This window comes from Bradyrhizobium sp. TM102, assembly GCF_009176685.1.
GTDB classification, from domain to species: domain Bacteria; phylum Pseudomonadota; class Alphaproteobacteria; order Rhizobiales; family Xanthobacteraceae; genus Bradyrhizobium; species Bradyrhizobium ottawaense.
Genome location: NZ_AP021855.1, coordinates 325,417 through 341,303, shown reverse-complemented (window position 1 = coordinate 341,303; position 15,887 = coordinate 325,417). Strand labels below are relative to the sequence as shown.

At 64.2% G+C, this 15,887-nt stretch carries 13 protein-coding genes; 7 read left to right on the top strand and 6 right to left on the bottom strand.

Annotated elements, in window-relative coordinates; genetic code table 11:
- The first annotated feature begins 59 nt into the window (after positions 1–59).
- The 5 genes from GDN70_RS01600 to fahA all read left to right on the top strand — a co-directional run bounded on the left by GDN70_RS01600 (position 60) and on the right by fahA (position 5,737).
- Positions 60–1,691, top strand: coding sequence for an FAD-dependent oxidoreductase (locus GDN70_RS01600; protein ID WP_038973094.1), 1,632 nt, complete (start codon positions 60–62; stop codon positions 1,689–1,691).
- An 8-nt stretch (positions 1,692–1,699) separates the two neighbouring features.
- Positions 1,700–1,924, top strand: a complete 225-nt coding sequence (locus tag GDN70_RS01595) for a DUF2783 domain-containing protein (RefSeq protein WP_028143901.1) — start codon at positions 1,700–1,702, stop codon at positions 1,922–1,924.
- A gap of 25 nt (positions 1,925–1,949) precedes the next feature.
- The gene (locus GDN70_RS01590) at positions 1,950–2,906 is read left to right on the top strand and encodes an MBL fold metallo-hydrolase (protein WP_097669202.1); all 957 of its coding nucleotides are present in this window, start codon (positions 1,950–1,952) and stop codon (positions 2,904–2,906) included.
- 2 nt (positions 2,907–2,908) lie between these two features.
- Positions 2,909–4,255: a homogentisate 1,2-dioxygenase gene (hmgA, locus tag GDN70_RS01585; RefSeq protein WP_038973096.1), complete on the top strand. Its 1,347-nt coding sequence runs from the start codon at positions 2,909–2,911 to the stop codon at positions 4,253–4,255.
- 210 nt (positions 4,256–4,465) lie between these two features.
- A complete protein-coding gene (fahA, locus tag GDN70_RS01580) occupies positions 4,466–5,737 on the top strand; it encodes a fumarylacetoacetase (protein ID WP_028143904.1) in 1,272 nt (423 codons plus the stop codon).
- Positions 5,738–5,862: 125 nt separating this feature from the next.
- Here fahA and GDN70_RS01575 read toward each other — a convergent pair whose 3' ends face one another.
- Positions 5,863–6,174, bottom strand: a complete 312-nt coding sequence (locus tag GDN70_RS01575; protein ID WP_028143905.1) for a DUF1272 domain-containing protein — start codon at positions 6,172–6,174, stop codon at positions 5,863–5,865.
- Between the two features lie 72 nt (positions 6,175–6,246).
- Positions 6,247–6,726: an Lrp/AsnC family transcriptional regulator gene (locus GDN70_RS01570; RefSeq protein ID WP_028143906.1), complete on the bottom strand. Its 480-nt coding sequence runs from the start codon at positions 6,724–6,726 to the stop codon at positions 6,247–6,249.
- A 123-nt stretch (positions 6,727–6,849) separates the two neighbouring features.
- Between GDN70_RS01570 and hppD the strand changes: the two genes are divergently transcribed.
- A complete protein-coding gene (gene hppD / locus GDN70_RS01565; protein ID WP_097669197.1) occupies positions 6,850–7,965 on the top strand; it encodes a 4-hydroxyphenylpyruvate dioxygenase in 1,116 nt (371 codons plus the stop codon).
- A 223-nt stretch (positions 7,966–8,188) separates the two neighbouring features.
- On the opposite strand, the gene GDN70_RS01560 is transcribed toward hppD, so the two are convergent.
- The 4 genes from GDN70_RS01560 to GDN70_RS01545 form a co-directional block, all read right to left on the bottom strand.
- Positions 8,189–9,295, bottom strand: coding sequence for a CaiB/BaiF CoA-transferase family protein (locus GDN70_RS01560; protein WP_028143908.1), 1,107 nt, complete (start codon positions 9,293–9,295; stop codon positions 8,189–8,191).
- A 198-nt stretch (positions 9,296–9,493) separates the two neighbouring features.
- Positions 9,494–10,294 (bottom strand): xanthine dehydrogenase family protein subunit M, encoded by an 801-nt coding sequence (locus GDN70_RS01555; protein WP_028143909.1) that lies wholly within the window; start codon positions 10,292–10,294, stop codon positions 9,494–9,496.
- Positions 10,295–10,309: 15 nt separating this feature from the next.
- Positions 10,310–12,652, bottom strand: a complete 2,343-nt coding sequence (locus GDN70_RS01550; protein ID WP_028143910.1) for a xanthine dehydrogenase family protein molybdopterin-binding subunit — start codon at positions 12,650–12,652, stop codon at positions 10,310–10,312.
- Between the two features lie 83 nt (positions 12,653–12,735).
- Positions 12,736–13,221 carry a (2Fe-2S)-binding protein gene (locus GDN70_RS01545; RefSeq protein WP_018321562.1) on the bottom strand — a complete coding sequence of 162 codons (486 nt, stop codon included), beginning with the start codon at positions 13,219–13,221 and terminating at the stop codon, positions 12,736–12,738.
- Positions 13,222–14,142: 921 nt separating this feature from the next.
- On the opposite strand from GDN70_RS01545, the gene GDN70_RS01540 reads away from it, so the two are divergent.
- A complete protein-coding gene (locus GDN70_RS01540) occupies positions 14,143–15,858 on the top strand; it encodes a PQQ-dependent methanol/ethanol family dehydrogenase (RefSeq protein ID WP_152102082.1) in 1,716 nt (571 codons plus the stop codon).
- Positions 15,859–15,887 lie beyond the last annotated feature (29 nt).

The window sequence follows — 15,887 nt, the reverse complement described above, 5'->3', positions numbered from 1 at the left end:
GTTGCACGTGAGACTATCTAGCAGATCAGTGCTCTCCTGACCATAGCCGAGGTTCGAGTATGGCGCAGGCCAAGCCACTTCAGGGCAAGACACATCAGGCCAAAGCCCAGTTCGGCTATCGCCGCCATGCCGATCAGGACCGCGCCGGCCAAGGCCCGGCCGAGCATCCGGTCGTGGTTGTCGGCGCCGGCCCGGTCGGGCTGTCGCTCGCGATCGATCTTGCCCAGCGCGGTCAGCGCGTCGTCCTGCTGGATGACGCCGACCGCATTGGCGAAGGTTCGCGCGCGATCTGCTTCTCGAAGCGGTCGCTGGAATATTGGGACCGGCTCGGCGTCGGCGACCGCATGGTCGCCAAGGGCGTGGTGTGGAGCGTCGGCCGGATCTTCCACGGGGAGTCCCTGCTCTACCAGTTCAACCTCCTGCCTGAGGACGGCCACAAGCGGCCCGCCTTCATCAATCTCCAGCAATACTACGCCGAGGCCTATCTGGTCGATCGCATCAGCGATCTGCCCGAGATCGACCTGCGCTGGCGCAACAAGGTGACGGCGCTGGAGCAGCGCAACGACGGCGTGGCGCTGACGATCGAGACGCCGGAGGGCGCCTACCGCCTGCACGCGCAATATGTGATCGCCTGCGACGGCGCGCGGTCTTCGCTGCGGCAGATGGTCGGCGCCGAGTTCGCGGGACAGGTGTTCGAGGACCAGTTTCTGATCGCCGACGTCAAGATGACCGCGGAATTCCCGACCGAGCGCTGGTTCTGGTTCGATCCGCCGTTCCATGCGGGACGTTCCGCGCTGCTGCACCGGCAGCCCGACGATGTCTGGCGCATCGACCTCCAGCTCAATCGCTACGCCGATCCCGTGGTCGAGAAGAAGCCCGAGAATGTGCGGCCGCGGATCGCGCGCATGCTCGGCCACGACAAGTTCGAGTTCGAGTGGATCTCGCTCTACAAATTCCAGTGCCGGCGGATGGACCGCTTCATCCATGGCCGCGTGATTTTCGCCGGCGATTCCGCGCATCAGGTTTCGCCGTTCGGCGCCCGCGGCGCCAATTCCGGGCTCGAGGACGCCGAAAATCTCTCCTGGAAGCTCGATCGCGTGCTGCGCGGCACTTCGCCCGCAAGCCTGCTCGAGAGCTATCATGCCGAGCGCAGCATGGCGGCCGACGAGAACATCCGCGAGTCGACACGCTCGACCGATTTCATGGCGCCGAATTCGCATCAGGAAGCGCGGCTGCGCAAGGCGGTGCTGTCGCTCGCCAAGGAGACAGAGTTCGGCAAGCGCATGGTCAACGGCGGCCGGCTGTCGGTGCCGTGCAGCTATGACTCGCCGCTGTCATCGCCGGATGCAGATGTCTGGGGCGGCGGACCGTCTCCCGGCTGCTCCATGCTCGATGCGCCGGTTGCCGAGCAGGCCTATCTGACGGACGCCTTCCGCAAGGGGGGAACGGACTTCACCCTGCTCTCGTTCAGCAATGGTGCGGCGATTGATGTGCCCGACGGGGTCAAGGATGTTCGCATCGGCGGCGAGGGCGGACTTGCCGATCCCTCGGGCCTCGTCGCAAAGCGCTATGACGCCGCGCCGGGTGCTGCCTATCTGCTCAGGCCCGATGGCTATGTCGCCGCGCGCTTCCGCCATCCGACGCGCGCCGCGATCGCGGCTGCGTTGTCGCAGGCTCAAGGTCTCAATTGAGGTTTCGCATGCCGTTGTCCACCAGCTCCAACTTTGCGCGGCCGGACGATGCCTTTCGCGCCATCGTCGAGGCGCATCGCGGGCTCACCGAGGAGCAGAGCGCCGATTTCGATGCGGCGCTGGTGCTGATCCTCGCCAACCATATCGGCGAGATCGATGTGCTGCGTGAGGCGATCGAGCTTGCCAAGCGCCGCATGATCGACGGTCAGCAGCAACAACAGCAACAACAATAACCCAGAAGACTCAAAGGACGAATTGATGGCGAAGAACTTCGCATCCACCGGCGATCTCTCGGAAAAGAAGATCACCTTCTCCGAGATCGGCACCGATCTCTATGCCTTTACCGCCGAGGGCGATCCGAATACGGCCGTGATCGTCGGCGACGACGGTTGCCTGGTGTTCGACGCGCAGGCGACGCCGGCGATGGCGAACAAGGTGATCGAGCGCGTCCGCACTGTGACCGACAAGCCGATCAATTATGTCGTGCTGTCGCACTATCACGCCGTGCGCGTGCTCGGCGCCTCCGCCTACAAGGCGCAAGGCATCGTCGCCTCGCAGGAGACCTATCGTCTGATCGAGGAGCGCGGCAAGCAGGATTGGGATTCCGAATACGGCCGCTTCCCGCGGCTGTTCCAGGATGCGCAAAGCATCCCCGGCCTGACCTGGCCGACGCTGACCTTCGAAGGCGAGATGTCCATTTATCTCGGCAAGCGTGAGGTGCGCCTGATGCAGCTTGGCGCCGGCCATACCTCCGGCGACATCGTCGCCTGGGTGCCTGATGCCGAAGTGATGTTCTCCGGCGACCTCATCGAATATCACTCGGCCTGTTATTGCGGCGATGCGCATTTGCGCGAATGGCCGATGACGCTGAACGAGATCCGCAACTTCAATCCCAAGGCGATCGCGCCGGGCCGCGGCGATGCGCTCAACGGCACGGCCACGGTGCGCGAAGCCATCGCAATGACCCGCGATTTCGTCACTTCGCTTTATGGTGCGGCCGAAATCTCGGTGGCGAAGGGGCGCACGCTGAAGGAATCGATGGCCGCGACCCGCGAGGTGATGGATCCGAAATTCCACAGCTTCGCCATCTACGAGCACTGCCTGCCGTTCAACGTGTCGCGCGCCTATGACGAGGCGTCGGGGATCGACGATCCCGTGATCTGGACCGACAAGCGCGACCAGGACATGTGGGCAGCCCTGCAAGGAGGAGGATAGCGATGAACATCAACATCTCGCCCGATCAGATCGTCCGAAGCTCGGCACAGGTCACCCCGGGCTACATGTCCGGCTTCGGCAACAGCTTTGAGACCGAGGCGCTGCCGGGCGCGTTGCCGATCGGGCGCAACTCGCCGCAGCGCTGCGCCTACGGACTCTATGCCGAGCAATTGTCCGGCTCGCCCTTCACCGCGCCGCGCGGCACCAATGAGCGCTCGTGGCTCTATCGCATCCGTCCGTCGGTGAAGCATTCCGGCCGCTTCGAGAAAGTCGAGGCCGGCCTGTGGCGTTCGGCGCCATGCCACGAATACGATCTGCCGATCGCGCAGATGCGCTGGGACCCGACGCCGCTCCCGGAGGACGATGTGACCTTCGTTCAGGGCGTGCAGACCATGACGACGGCGGGTGACGTCAATACGCAGGCCGGCATGGCCGCGCATGTCTACCTCATCACCAAATCGATGGTGGATCAGCATTTCTACAATGCCGATGGCGAGCTGATGTTCGTGCTGCAGCAGGGCAATCTTCGACTCGTCACCGAGTTCGGCCGCATCGACGCCGAGCCCGGCGAGATCGTGGTGATCCCGCGCGGCGTCAAGTTCCGCGTCGAGATTCCGAACGGGCCGGCGCGCGGCTATCTCTGCGAGAATTACGGCGGCGCGTTCACGCTGCCGGAGCGCGGGCCGATCGGCGCCAACTGCCTGGCCAATGCACGCGACTTCCTCACCCCCGTCGCGCATTACGAGGACAAGGACACGTCGACCGAGCTGTTCGTGAAATGGGGCGGCTCGCTGTTCAAGACCACTCTGCCGCATTCGCCGATCGACGTCGTCGCCTGGCACGGCAATTACGCGCCCTACAAATACGATTTGCGTACCTTCTCGCCGGTTGGTGCGATCGGCTTCGATCATCCCGATCCCTCGATCTTCACGGTTCTGACCTCGCCGTCGGAGACCGCGGGCACCGCGAATATCGACTTCGTGATCTTCCCCGAGCGCTGGATGGTCGCCGACAACACCTTCCGTCCGCCCTGGTATCACATGAACATCATGAGCGAGTTCATGGGCCTGATCTACGGCGTCTACGATGCCAAGCCGCAAGGCTTCGTCCCCGGCGGCATGAGCCTGCACAATTGCATGCTGCCGCACGGCCCGGATCGCGACGCTTTCGAGCATGCCAGCAACGGCGAATTGAAGCCGGTGAAGCTGACGGGGACCATGGCCTTCATGTTCGAGACCCGCTACCCGCAGCGCGTCACCGCGCACGCCGCGAACGCGTCCACGCTGCAGGACGATTACGCGGATTGCTGGAAGGGGCTGGAGAAGCGGTTCGATCCGAGCAAGCCGTAGTCTCTCTTACCCTCCCCTGGAGGGGGAGGGTCGTTACGCATGCAGCGAAGCGGAATGCGTAGCGGGGTGGGGTGACGGTCTCTCCGCGAGTAACGCTGCCCGTGTTGAGAGATCACCCCACCCCGTCCCATATTTCGCTGCGCTCAATATGAGCCGACCCTCCCCCTCCAGGGGAGGGTGACACCGTCACCGCTGTGCCACGAGAAACCTATGCCCCACCCCAACGACCCCAGCCTCCGCTCCTTCATCGACGTCGATCCCGCCTCCGACTTCCCGATCCAGAACCTGCCCTACGGCGTGTTCTCGACCGCGGCCAATCCGACGCCGCGCGTCGGCGTCGCGATCGGCGATTACGTGCTCGATCTCTGGGAGCTCGAGCAGGATTCCCGGCTCGATGTCGGTCCGCTCGGCGTGTTCTCCGGCGCCTCGCTCAATCCTTTCATGGCGCTGGGACCAAAGGTCTGGACCAGGACGCGGGCGCGGATCAGCGAGCTCCTGCGGGCCGATCATCCGGAGCTGCGCGACAATGGGGAGCTGCGCAGCCGCGCGCTTGTGCCGGTGCGCGATGCAAGGCTGCATCTGCCCTTCACCGTCTCCGGCTACACCGATTTTTACTCGTCCAAGGAGCACGCCACCAATGTCGGCGTGATGTTCCGCGGCAAGGACAATGCGCTGCAGCCGAACTGGCTGCACATGCCGATCGCCTATAACGGTCGCGCCTCCACGGTCGTGGTCTCCGGCACCCAGGTGAAACGGCCGCGCGGGCAGCTGAAGCCGCCGAATGTCGAGCTGCCGAGCTTCGGGCCCTGCAAGCGGCTCGATTTCGAGCTGGAGATGGGCGTCGTGATCGGCCAGCCCTCGCCGATGGGCGGCATGCTGACGGAGAGCCAGGCCGAGGAGATGATCTTCGGCTTCGTGCTGCTCAACGATTGGAGCGCGCGCGACATTCAGCAATGGGAATATGTGCCGCTCGGCCCGTTCCTCGCCAAAGCGTTCGCGACCTCGATCAGCCCGTGGGTGGTGACGCGCGAGGCGCTGGAGCCGTTCCGCCAGAAGGGGCCGGAGCAGGAGCCGGTGCCGCTGGATTATCTCAAGCAGGGCAAACCGCAGAACTACGATGTCGCGCTCGACGTCTCCTTGCGCGCCGCCGGCGCCAACGCGCCGGCCGGCATCAGCCGCACCAATTTCAAATACATGTACTGGTCGTCGGTGCAGCAGCTGATGCACCATGCCTCCTCCGGCTGCGCCATGAATGTCGGCGATCTCCTCGGCAGCGGCACGATCTCCGGTCCGGAGAAGAACCAGCGCGGCAGCTTGCTCGAGATCAGCTGGAACGGCACCGAGCCGATCGAGCTCCCCGGTGGCGCCAAGCGCTCATTCCTGGAGGATGGCGATAGCCTCGTGATGCGCGGCTGGTGCCAGGGCTGCGGCTATCGCGTGGGGTTCGGTGAGGTGGAAGGGACGATTTTGGCGGCGGAGTAGCCGCGCGCTCCTGTCTTGTAGGGTGGGTTAGCGTCAGCGTAACCCACCTCTTCAGTGTCCGCGGTCGCAGACGTGGTGGGTTACGCTGCGCTAACCCACCCTACGCATCGACGGCGTGGAGAGACCTACCGGCTCTCCGGCGGCACGTCCCGTATCCGCGCGCAATGCGCCGCGACGTCCTCGACGCTGTATTTCAGATGCACCCGCTTGTCCGACGGCGCCTGTTTGCTCGTGCAGACGCCCGGCCGCCATTCCTGCGTCGGCCTGATCGGGCGCGGCGCAAAACCGCCGCCGCAGTTCGGGCAGACGTTGGACAGTTTCGTCTCGACGCAGTCCGCACAGAACGTGCATTCGTACGAGCAGATCCGCGCGTTCGTCGCATCCGGCGGCAGGTCGCGGTCGCAATATTCGCAGTTCGGTCGAAGCTGGAGGGCCATGGCTGAATCTCCGGATTGGCTGGGATCATCGCAGATCGCGCGGGGAGCGCGAATGACGTAGTTCCCTCGATTTCAGCCGGCCTTGATCTCCCTCAGCGGCAATCGCGAGCTCTCCTTCAGCCTGTCGAGCACGATCGAGGAGCGCACATGCGCCACGCTCTGATGCGGCATCAAGACGTCGTTGACGAGGTTGGAGAGGCCCTTGAGATCGCGCAGCACTGCCTTGAGCACGTAGTCGGCGTCACCGGTGAGCGAATAGGCCTCCTGGATCTCGTCGATCCGGTTCACCAGCGCGCGAAACCGCTTGGAATTGTCCGGCGAATGGGTCGCAAGGCCCACCTGGATGAAGGCGATCACGCCGAAGCCGAGCGCCTCGCTGGAGAGATCGGCGTGATAGCCCGCGATCACCTTCTCCTCCTCCAGCCGCATCCGCCGCCGCGAGCATTGCGAGGCCGAAAGTCCCGCGAGGTCCGCGAGTTCCTGGTTGGTGAGGCGGCCATCGTCCTGGAGCGCGCCCAGGATCCTGAGGTCGAAGGCGTCAACCGAAATCATGCGTCGTTTGCCCATATCATGCACGGATCGTGCATATGATAGCCAAAGACCGTCCCGATTGCACGCTCATTGCAGGCCCCATGAAGGATAGTTCCTCCCAGTAGCAATTTGGGAGAGCCGCCTATGGGACCGTTTCCGCACGATGCACCGCCGGCCACTGTCAGCGCCGACAATCCGATGGGCACCGACGGGTTCGAATTCGTCGAATATGCGCATCCCAATCCGCAAGAGCTGCATGCGCTGTTCAAGCTGATGGGTTATGCGCCGGTCGCGCGCCACAAGACCAAGAAGATCACGGTCTATCGCCAGGGCGACATCAACTATCTCGTCAACGAGGAGCCCGGCACCCACGGTTACGAGTTCGTTGCCACGCATGGGCCCTGCGCCCCCTCGATGGCGTTCCGCGTGGTCGACGCGAAGGCGGCCTATGACCGCGCGATTTCGCTCGGCGCGGAGCCTGCCGATGTGTCGCCGGCCCAGAAGACGCTCGATGTGCCCGCGATCAAGGGCATCGGTGGCAGCCTGCTGTATCTCGTCGATCGCTACGGTGCCAAGGGCTCGGCCTATGAGGCCGAGTTCGAATGGCTTGGCGAGCGCGATCCGCGGCCTGCCGGCGCCGGCCTGTTCTATCTCGACCATCTCACCCACAACGTCCATCGCGGCCGCATGGACGTCTGGGCCGGCTTCTACGAAAAGCTGTTCAACTTCCGCCAGATCCGCTTCTTCGACATCGAGGGCCGCGCCTCCGGCCTGTTCTCGCGCGCACTGACCAGCCCAGATGGCAAGATCCGGATTCCGATCAACGAGGACGCCGGCGATTCCGGCCAGATCGAGGAATATCTGAAGACCTATCGCGGCGAGGGCATCCAGCACATCGCCTGCGGCTGCCGCGACATCTACCGCACCATCGAAGGCCTGCGCGTCGCCGGCCTGCCCTTCATGCCGTCGCCGCCGGAGACCTATTTCGAGCGGATCGACGCGCGCCTGCCCAAGCATGGCGAGGACCTCGCGCGTCTCCGGAAGAACGGCATCCTGATCGACGGCGAAGGCGTGGTCGAGGGCGGCCAGACCAAGGTGCTGCTCCAGATCTTCTCGGCCAACGCGATCGGCCCGATCTTCTTCGAGTTCATCCAGCGCAAGGGCGACGACGGATTCGGCGAGGGCAACTTCAAGGCCCTGTTCGAATCGATCGAGGAGGATCAGATTCGGCGCGGAGTGCTGAAGGTGGATGCGGCGTAGGCACCTGCGTTAGACGCGGGGTGCACCCTCAATGTCGGTGTCGTCCCCGCGAAGGCGGGGACCCATACCCACAGGGATTAGTTGCTACAGGGAGTAGTTGCGGCGCGAGCAGATAACTCCGAGTCTTCGCCAAACCGCTTCCTGTGGTTATGGGTCCCGGATCTGCACTCGCTACGCTCGCTTGTTCGGGACGACGGCGGAGTTTGAGGCGGCAGCGGAGAGTCTATCTCTTCCACGCCTTCGTCACCGCGGCGATCTCCGCTGCCTCCGGCTCACGCACCGTCGACGGTGTCCGCGAGAACCGCGGCGCCGGCGCGGGCTGCTTGACGCCATGACGCTCGACGAACACGTTGCGGGCGACCATGTGCGGATGCTGGGTTGCTTCCGACATGGTCAACACCGGCGCGAAGCAGATGTCGGTGCCTTCCATGATCTTGCACCAGTCCTCGCGCGTCTTGCTCTTGAACACGGCCTTCAGCTTCTCCTTGAGCGCCGGCCAGGCCTTGGGGTTCATCTGCGCGTCGAAATCGGCATCGGTCAGGCCCGCATGCTCGCGCAGCAGCGCGTAGAACTGCGGCTCGATCGAGCCGATCGAGACGAAGTGCCCGCAGGCACATTCATAGACGCCGTAGAAATGCGCGCCGCCGTCGAGGAAGTTCTGGTCGCGGCCCTCGGTCCAGCGGCCGAGCGTGGTCATGTCGAAGAAGAACGACATCAGCGATGCCGCCCCGTCGCACATCGCGGCATCGACGACCTGGCCCTTGCCGGATCGCTGCGCCTCCAGCAGGGCTGCGAGCACGCCGACGACGAGATAGAGCGCGCCGCCGCCGAAATCGCCGACCAGATTGAGCGGCGGCACCGGTGCTTCCTTCGTGCCGATGGCGGCGAGCGCACCGGTGATGGAGATGTAATTGATGTCGTGGCCGGCCGCATTGGCGAGCGGGCCTTCCTGGCCCCAGCCGGTCATGCGGCCATAGACCAGCTTGGGGTTGCGCGCGAGCACGACGTCCGGGCCGAGCCCGAGCCGCTCCATCACGCCGGGACGAAAGCCCTCGACCAGCGCATCGGCGCTGGCAAGCAGGTCGAGCACCTCTGCGATCGCGGCCTTGTCCTTGAGGTCGAGCTCGATCACCTTGCGGCCGCGCCCCGCCACCGACTTCATGCTCTTCTTCGCGCCGACCCGGTCGAGCGTGACGACGTCGGCACCCATGTCGGCCAGCATCATGCAGGCGAACGGGCCGGGGCCGATGCCGGCGAATTCGACGATGCGGAAGCCCGAGAGCGGGCCGGAGGAGCGGACGGTCGAGGTGGGCGCTGATTTGTCGAGCACGTTGTTGTTTCCTCGGGTCGCGGGCGGATGCCGATGGTTCGGCAATCGCCGCTGACATTCTTCTTTGGAGCGAGTTAATCGGCTGATTAACTTTTCTCGCCTTCATGCCAGCGAGGCAAGCGCTTTTGATGCCGCATGGCCAAAATAAAACGGCGCGCACCGAAGTGCGCGCCGCGGAAAATTTGTGTCGAGGCGCTATCAGCGCGCCGCGGCCACCGCGCGCTGTGCCATTACCTTGATGAGGTTGGCGCGGTACTCGGCAGTGCCGTGGATGTCGGCCAGCAATCCATTCGCCGAAATCGTCACGCCGTCGATCGCCGACGGCGACCAGTTCGCCTTCAGCGCCGCCTCAATCGCGGGCACCCGCATCACGCCGCTCTGCGAGGCGCCGGTCGCGGCGACCCGAACCTCGCCCGATTTGGTCTGCGCGACGAACACGCCGGTCAGCGCAAAGCGCGAGGCCGGATGCCGCATCTTCTCGTAGCCGGCTTTTGCCGGCACCGGGAACGACACGGCGGTGATGATCTCGCCGTCTTCGAGTGCCGTGGTGAAGAGGCCCTGGAAGAAGTCCTCGGCCGAGATCGACCGCTTGTTGGTCTTCACGGTGGCGCCAAGGGCCAACAAAGCGGCCGGGAAATCCGCGGCCGGATCGTTGTTGGCGATCGAGCCGCCGATCGTGCCGCGGTAACGCACGGCGGGGTCGCCGAGCACCGAGGTGAGATAGGCAATCGCGGGAATCGCCTTCTTCACATCGGCATTGGTCATGATGTCGTAATAGATCGTGGCGGCCTTGATGGTCAGCGTGTCGCCCGACAATTCGACGCCCTGCAGCTCCTTGATCTTGCCGAGGTCGATCACGTCGGAGGGGCTTGCGAGGCGCTGCTTCATCACCGGCAGCAGCGTCTGGCCGCCGGCAAGGAACTTCGACTCGCTGCCCTTGGCGAACAGGCTGGCGGCCTCGTCGACCGAGGAAGCGCGATGATAGGTGGTCTGGTACATCTTCGTTCCTCCCTCTTAAGCCGCGTGGATCGTGCGCCACACCCGGTCAGGGGTTGCGGGCATTTCCAGGTTGTTCTTGCCGATCGCATCCGTGATCGCGTTGATCACGGCTGCAGAGGCGCCGATCGCGCCGGCCTCACCGCAGCCCTTGATGCCCAGGGGATTGCCCGGGCACAGCGTCGTGGTGTGGGAGAGGTTGAAGGAGGGCACGTCGTCGGCGCGCGGCATGGCGTAGTCCATGAACGAGGCCGTGACCGGCTGGCCGTTGGCATCGTAGATCGCATGCTCGAGCAGCGCCTGTCCGATGCCTTGAACAAGGCCGCCATGGACCTGGCCCTCGACGATCATCGGATTGATCAGCCGGCCGAAATCATCTGCCGCGACGAAGTTGACGAAGGAGGTCTTGCCGGTGCCGGGATCGACCTCGAGCTCGCAGATATAGGTGCCGGCCGGGAAGGTGAAGTTGGTGGGGTCGTAGAAGGCGCTTTCCTTCAGACCCGGCTCCATCCCGTCAGGCAGATTGTGCGCGGTATAGGCTGCAAGGGCGACCATCGGCAGGGCAATCGCCTTGTCGGTGCCGGTGACCTTGAACTCGCCGTTCTCGATGACGATGTCGGCCTCGGAAGCTTCCAGCGCATGCGCCGCAATCTTCTTGGCCTTCGATTCCATCTTCTCCATCGCCTTCAGGATCGCGGTGAGGCCGACGGCCGCCGAGCGCGAGCCGTAGGTGCCCATGCCGAACTGCACCTTGTCGGTGTCGCCATGGACGATCGAGACCTGGCTGATGGGAACGCCGAGGCGCTCCGCGACGAGCTGGCAGAACGTGGTCTCGTGACCCTGGCCGTGGCTGTGCGAGCCCGTGAGGATCTCGATGGTGCCGACCGGGTTGACGCGCACCTCGGCCGATTCCCACAGGCCGACGCCGGCGCCCAGGCTACCGACCGCCTTCGACGGCGCGATGCCGCAGGCCTCGATGTAGCAGGAGACGCCGATGCCGCGCAGCTTGCCGTCGGCTTTCGCCTTGGCCTTGCGGGCGGGGAAGCCGGCATAGTCGATCGCCTTCATGGCAGCGTCGAGCGAGGCGTTAAAGTCCCCGGTGTCATAGGCCATGATGACAGGCGTCTGATGCGGGAACTGGGTGATGAAGTTGGTCCGGCGCAGCTCGGCCGGATCGACCTTCAACTGCCGCGCCGCCGTTTCCATCAGCCGCTCGATCAGATAGCTCGCCTCGGGGCGGCCCGCGCCGCGATAGGCGTCGACCGGCGTGGTGTTGGTGTAGACCCCGATCACCTCGGCGTGGATCGCCGGGATGTTGTACTGGCCCGACAGCAGCGTCGCGTAGAGATAGGTCGGCACCGAGGACGAGAACAGCGACATGTAGGCGCCGAAATTGGCGTAGGTCTTTACCTTGAGGCCGGTGATCTTGTTGCTGGCGTCGAACGCCAGCTCGGCATGGGTGACGTGGTCACGGCCATGCGCGTCGGTGAGGAAGGCCTCGGTGCGGTCGCCGGTCCATTTCACGGGACGGCCGATCTTCTTGGAGGCCCACAGCGCCACCATCTCTTCGGGATAGATGAAGATCTTGGAGCCGAAGCCGCCGCCGACGTCGGGGGCGATCACGCGCAGCTTGTGCTCGGGGGCGATGTTGTAGAACGCCGACAGCACGAGGCGGGCGACGTGCGGGTTCTGCGAGGTCGTGTAGAGCGTGAAATGCTCTTCCGCCGCGTCGTAATCGGCGATCGCCGCGCGCGGCTCCATCGCGTTCGGGGCGAGGCGGTTGTTGGTGACGTCGAGCTTGACCACATTGGCGGCCTTGGCGAAGGCGGCATCGGTGGCACCCTCGTCGCCGATCACCCAGTCATAGACCTGGTTGCCGGGAGCTTCGGGGTGAAGCTGCGGCGCGCCAGACTTGATCGCGGCTTGGACGTCGGCGACCGCCGGGAGCTCTTCATAATTCACGACGACGGCCTCGGCCGCGTCGCGCGCCAGATTCTTGCTGTCGGCGATCACGACCGCGACGGCCTGACCGACGAAGCGCACGGTCTCCGGCGCCATCGCCGGCCATGCGCCCATCTTCATCGGGCTGCCGTCCTTGGAGGTGATGGCCCAGCCGCAAATGAGGTTGCCGACCTTGTCGTCGACAATCTGCTGGCCCGTGAGCACCGCGACCACGCCCGGCATCTTCAGCGCGGCGGAGGAATCGATCCCCTTCACCTTGGCGTGTGCGTGCGGGCTGCGGATGAAATGGGCATGGGTCATGCCCAGCAGCTTGATGTCGTCCACGTACCGGCCCTTGCCGGTAATGAAACGCTTGTCTTCCTTGCGCACGACTCGCGCGCCGATGCCTTCTACACCCATGTCTGGTCCTCCCGACCGGAAAGTTCTTTGACCGCGCTTTCCCTCGAAAGCTGCAGCCGTGGTTCTTTTCGAGGCGTGCCGCTTTACTCGGCCGCCTGCGAGACCTTCATGCGCCCGGCTGCATCCAGCACGGCTTTGACGATGTTGTGGTAGCCGGTGCAGCGGCAGATATTGCCTTCCAGCTCGGTTCGGACGGTCGCCTCGTCAAGCTGGCCGCCGTGACGATGCACGATGTCGATCGCCGACATGATCATGCCCGGCGTGCAATAGCCGCATTGCAGGCCGTGATTGTCGCGGAAGGCGGCCTGCATCGGGTGCAGCTCGTCGCCCTTGGCGATGCCTTCGATGGTGGTGATGCTGGCCCCGTCGGCCTGGCCCGCCAGCATGGTGCAGGATTTCACCGCGCGGCCGTCCATGTGCACGACACAGGCGCCGCACTGGCTGGTGTCGCAGCCGACATGGGTACCCGTGAGATTGAGGTGATCGCGCAGCAGTTGGACCAGCAGCGTGCGGTCCTCGACGTCGACAGCAACGGCCTTGCCGTTCACCGTCAGTTTGACTGTAGACACGATGTCGTCCTCCCAGAATGTTTGTAGTTATTCCAATTAGAAACAGCGCGATGAAACTTTGCAACTGGGATTTTGGGTCGCCGGCGTCACGAAACGGTCGTCGAGGCGCCGCGATCAGACAACAGCGATCCGTGCCGCCGCCAGCGCATGGCGCGACCTGTCCGAAACCTGCAAGGAGATGGTCTCTCGTCTTCCGCGGCGTCCACCTCTGCCATCGCGCGAGGGTTGCTCGCCCGCGGATGTCGGTCCTTGGCGCCGCCGATTGTCTCTCCCTTGGGATTCTTGTCGTCGTTCCGCAAATAGGAGCACGGCCGGGCAACTTTGTAATCGCGATCTTGGTAGTAGGATTTGGCGCGGTAAGCCATTGATTTCATTGAAGCGTTGATCGCCCACGACGAGCCGGGCCGGCTCGGGGGGGCTGCCGGGAAGCGGACTGACCAAGTCCGCCTGTACCCCCTGGCGATCAATGGACGCGAAGAAGACAACCGATCTCTCGAGATGGCTTCGCCAATCGAGCGCCCACCGTCGTTCTGAAGGCGGGCCGGTCAAAGCGAGCGACAACGACACCGTGACATTGACGGATTTCGTAACGCCCAGCGGCCATCCGTCGCGGTTGAACCGTCGTCGTGATTTGTGGACGTCGCTGATGCCGACTTTCGACGGAACGCGCGGATGGCTGCACGATGTTGCCGCAATCCAATCACTGGTTTCGAGCTGCCAACGAGCGACAAGAAGCGAGTGCCGACAACGAGATGAGTGGCCAAGCCTGACAGTGATTTGCACTACTACCTTCCGCCTATACTAAGCGCGAAAAGTCGATGCTGTAATTTCCGTGATGGTTCGCAGGCGAACTGCGTATCGAAAGCGCAAAAGCGCATCGGCGCCCAACGTGGCGCGCAAAGCAACATCACGGAGGGAATAATGACCTTTGGAACGAGGGGCTTCTTGGCCGGCATTTCGATGATCGCGATGCTGGGCGCCGGCACGATTGGCGTTCGCGCCAACGATTCACTGCTCAAAGCGCAATCCGATTCCAATCAATGGGCGGTGGCGGGCCACGACTACGCCAACACGCGGTTCAGCCCGCTCAACCAGATCAACGCCGAGAACGCCGGCAAGCTGTCGCTTGCCTATTCGTTCTCGCTTGCATCGCTGCGCTCGAACGAATCCTCGCCGATCGTCATCGGCAACACGTTGTACGTCTCGACGTCATGGGGGCCGAAATACGTCTACGCGCTCGACGCCGCGACCGGTGCGCGCAAGTGGACCTACGAGCCGGAGATTCCGGACGACGTGCTGCAATACGCCTGCTGCGACGTGAACAATCGCGGCGTCTCCTACGCTGACGGCAAGATCTTCGTCGGCCGGCTCGACGGCAAGCTGACGGCGCTCGACGCTGCGACGGGCAAGGCGCTGTGGACGGCGAAGGTGGTCGATTACAAGCAGGGCTCGGTCATCACCTCGCCGCCGCTGGTCGTGCGCGACAAGGTCATCACCGGCTTCGGCGGTGGCGAGTACGGCGTGCGCGGCGCGCTTCAGGCCTTCGACATCAACACCGGCAAGCTCGCTTGGCAGACCTTTACCGTTCCCACGCCGGAGGAGCCCGGCGGCGATACCTGGAAGGGCGATTCCGCGCAGCATGGCGGCGGCGCGGCCTGGCTGGTCGGCTCCTATGATCCCAAGACCGATACTGTGTATTGGGGCACCAGCAATCCCGGGCCGTGGAACACTGCCGTGCGCTCGACCGGCAATGGCGATTTCGGCAAGCTGACCAACCTCTACACGGCCTCGACGCTGGCGCTCGACCCGAACACCGGCAAGATCAAGTGGCATATCCAGACCACGCCCGCCGACGCCTGGGACTATGACGGCGTGAACGAGGCCGTGCTCGCCGATCTCAACATCGGCGGCAGCAACGTTCCGGCGCTGATGAAGGCGGATCGCAACGGGTTCTTCTTCGTCGCCAACCGCGAGACCGGCAAGGTTCTTTCGGCGGAGAAGTACGTCTTCTCGAACTGGGCGCAGAAATTCGATCTCGCCACCATGCGCGCGGTCGAGGATCCCGACAAGCGTCCGGGCCCCGGCCATCCCGCCAAGGACATCTGCCCCAATCTGATCGGCGGCAAGAACTGGCAGCCGATGTCGTTCAACCCGCAGACCGGCCTCGTCTACATTCCCTCCAACAATGTCTGCATGGATTGGTCGGTCAGTGACGTCGCCTACAAGCGCGGCGTGTTCTATCTCGGCGCCGAATTCCCGACCAAGGAAGGCCCCGGCGGCTTCCTCGGCGAGCTCGTGGCCTGGGATCCCGTCAACCAGAAGAAAGTCTGGTCCATCAAGGAAGACCTGCCTTTCAATGGCGGCACGCTGACCACTGGCGGGGGCCTGGTGTTCGCCGGCAACATCCATGGCGATTTCCGCGCCATCGATGCGAAATCCGGCAAAATGCTCTGGAGCAAGAATCTCGGCTCCGGCATCGGTGCGGGTCCTGTGACCTACATGGTCGACGGCAAGCAATACGTCGCCATCGTCGTCGGCCGCACGGCAGCGCTGCCCGCGTTCCTGGGCGAGGTTGGCAAGAAGATGACGGCTGCAGCTCCCGAGGGCGGCTCGCTCTTCGTCTTCTCCGTCCAGTGACCACTGGCGCGTGTATCCCGAGGTGACGG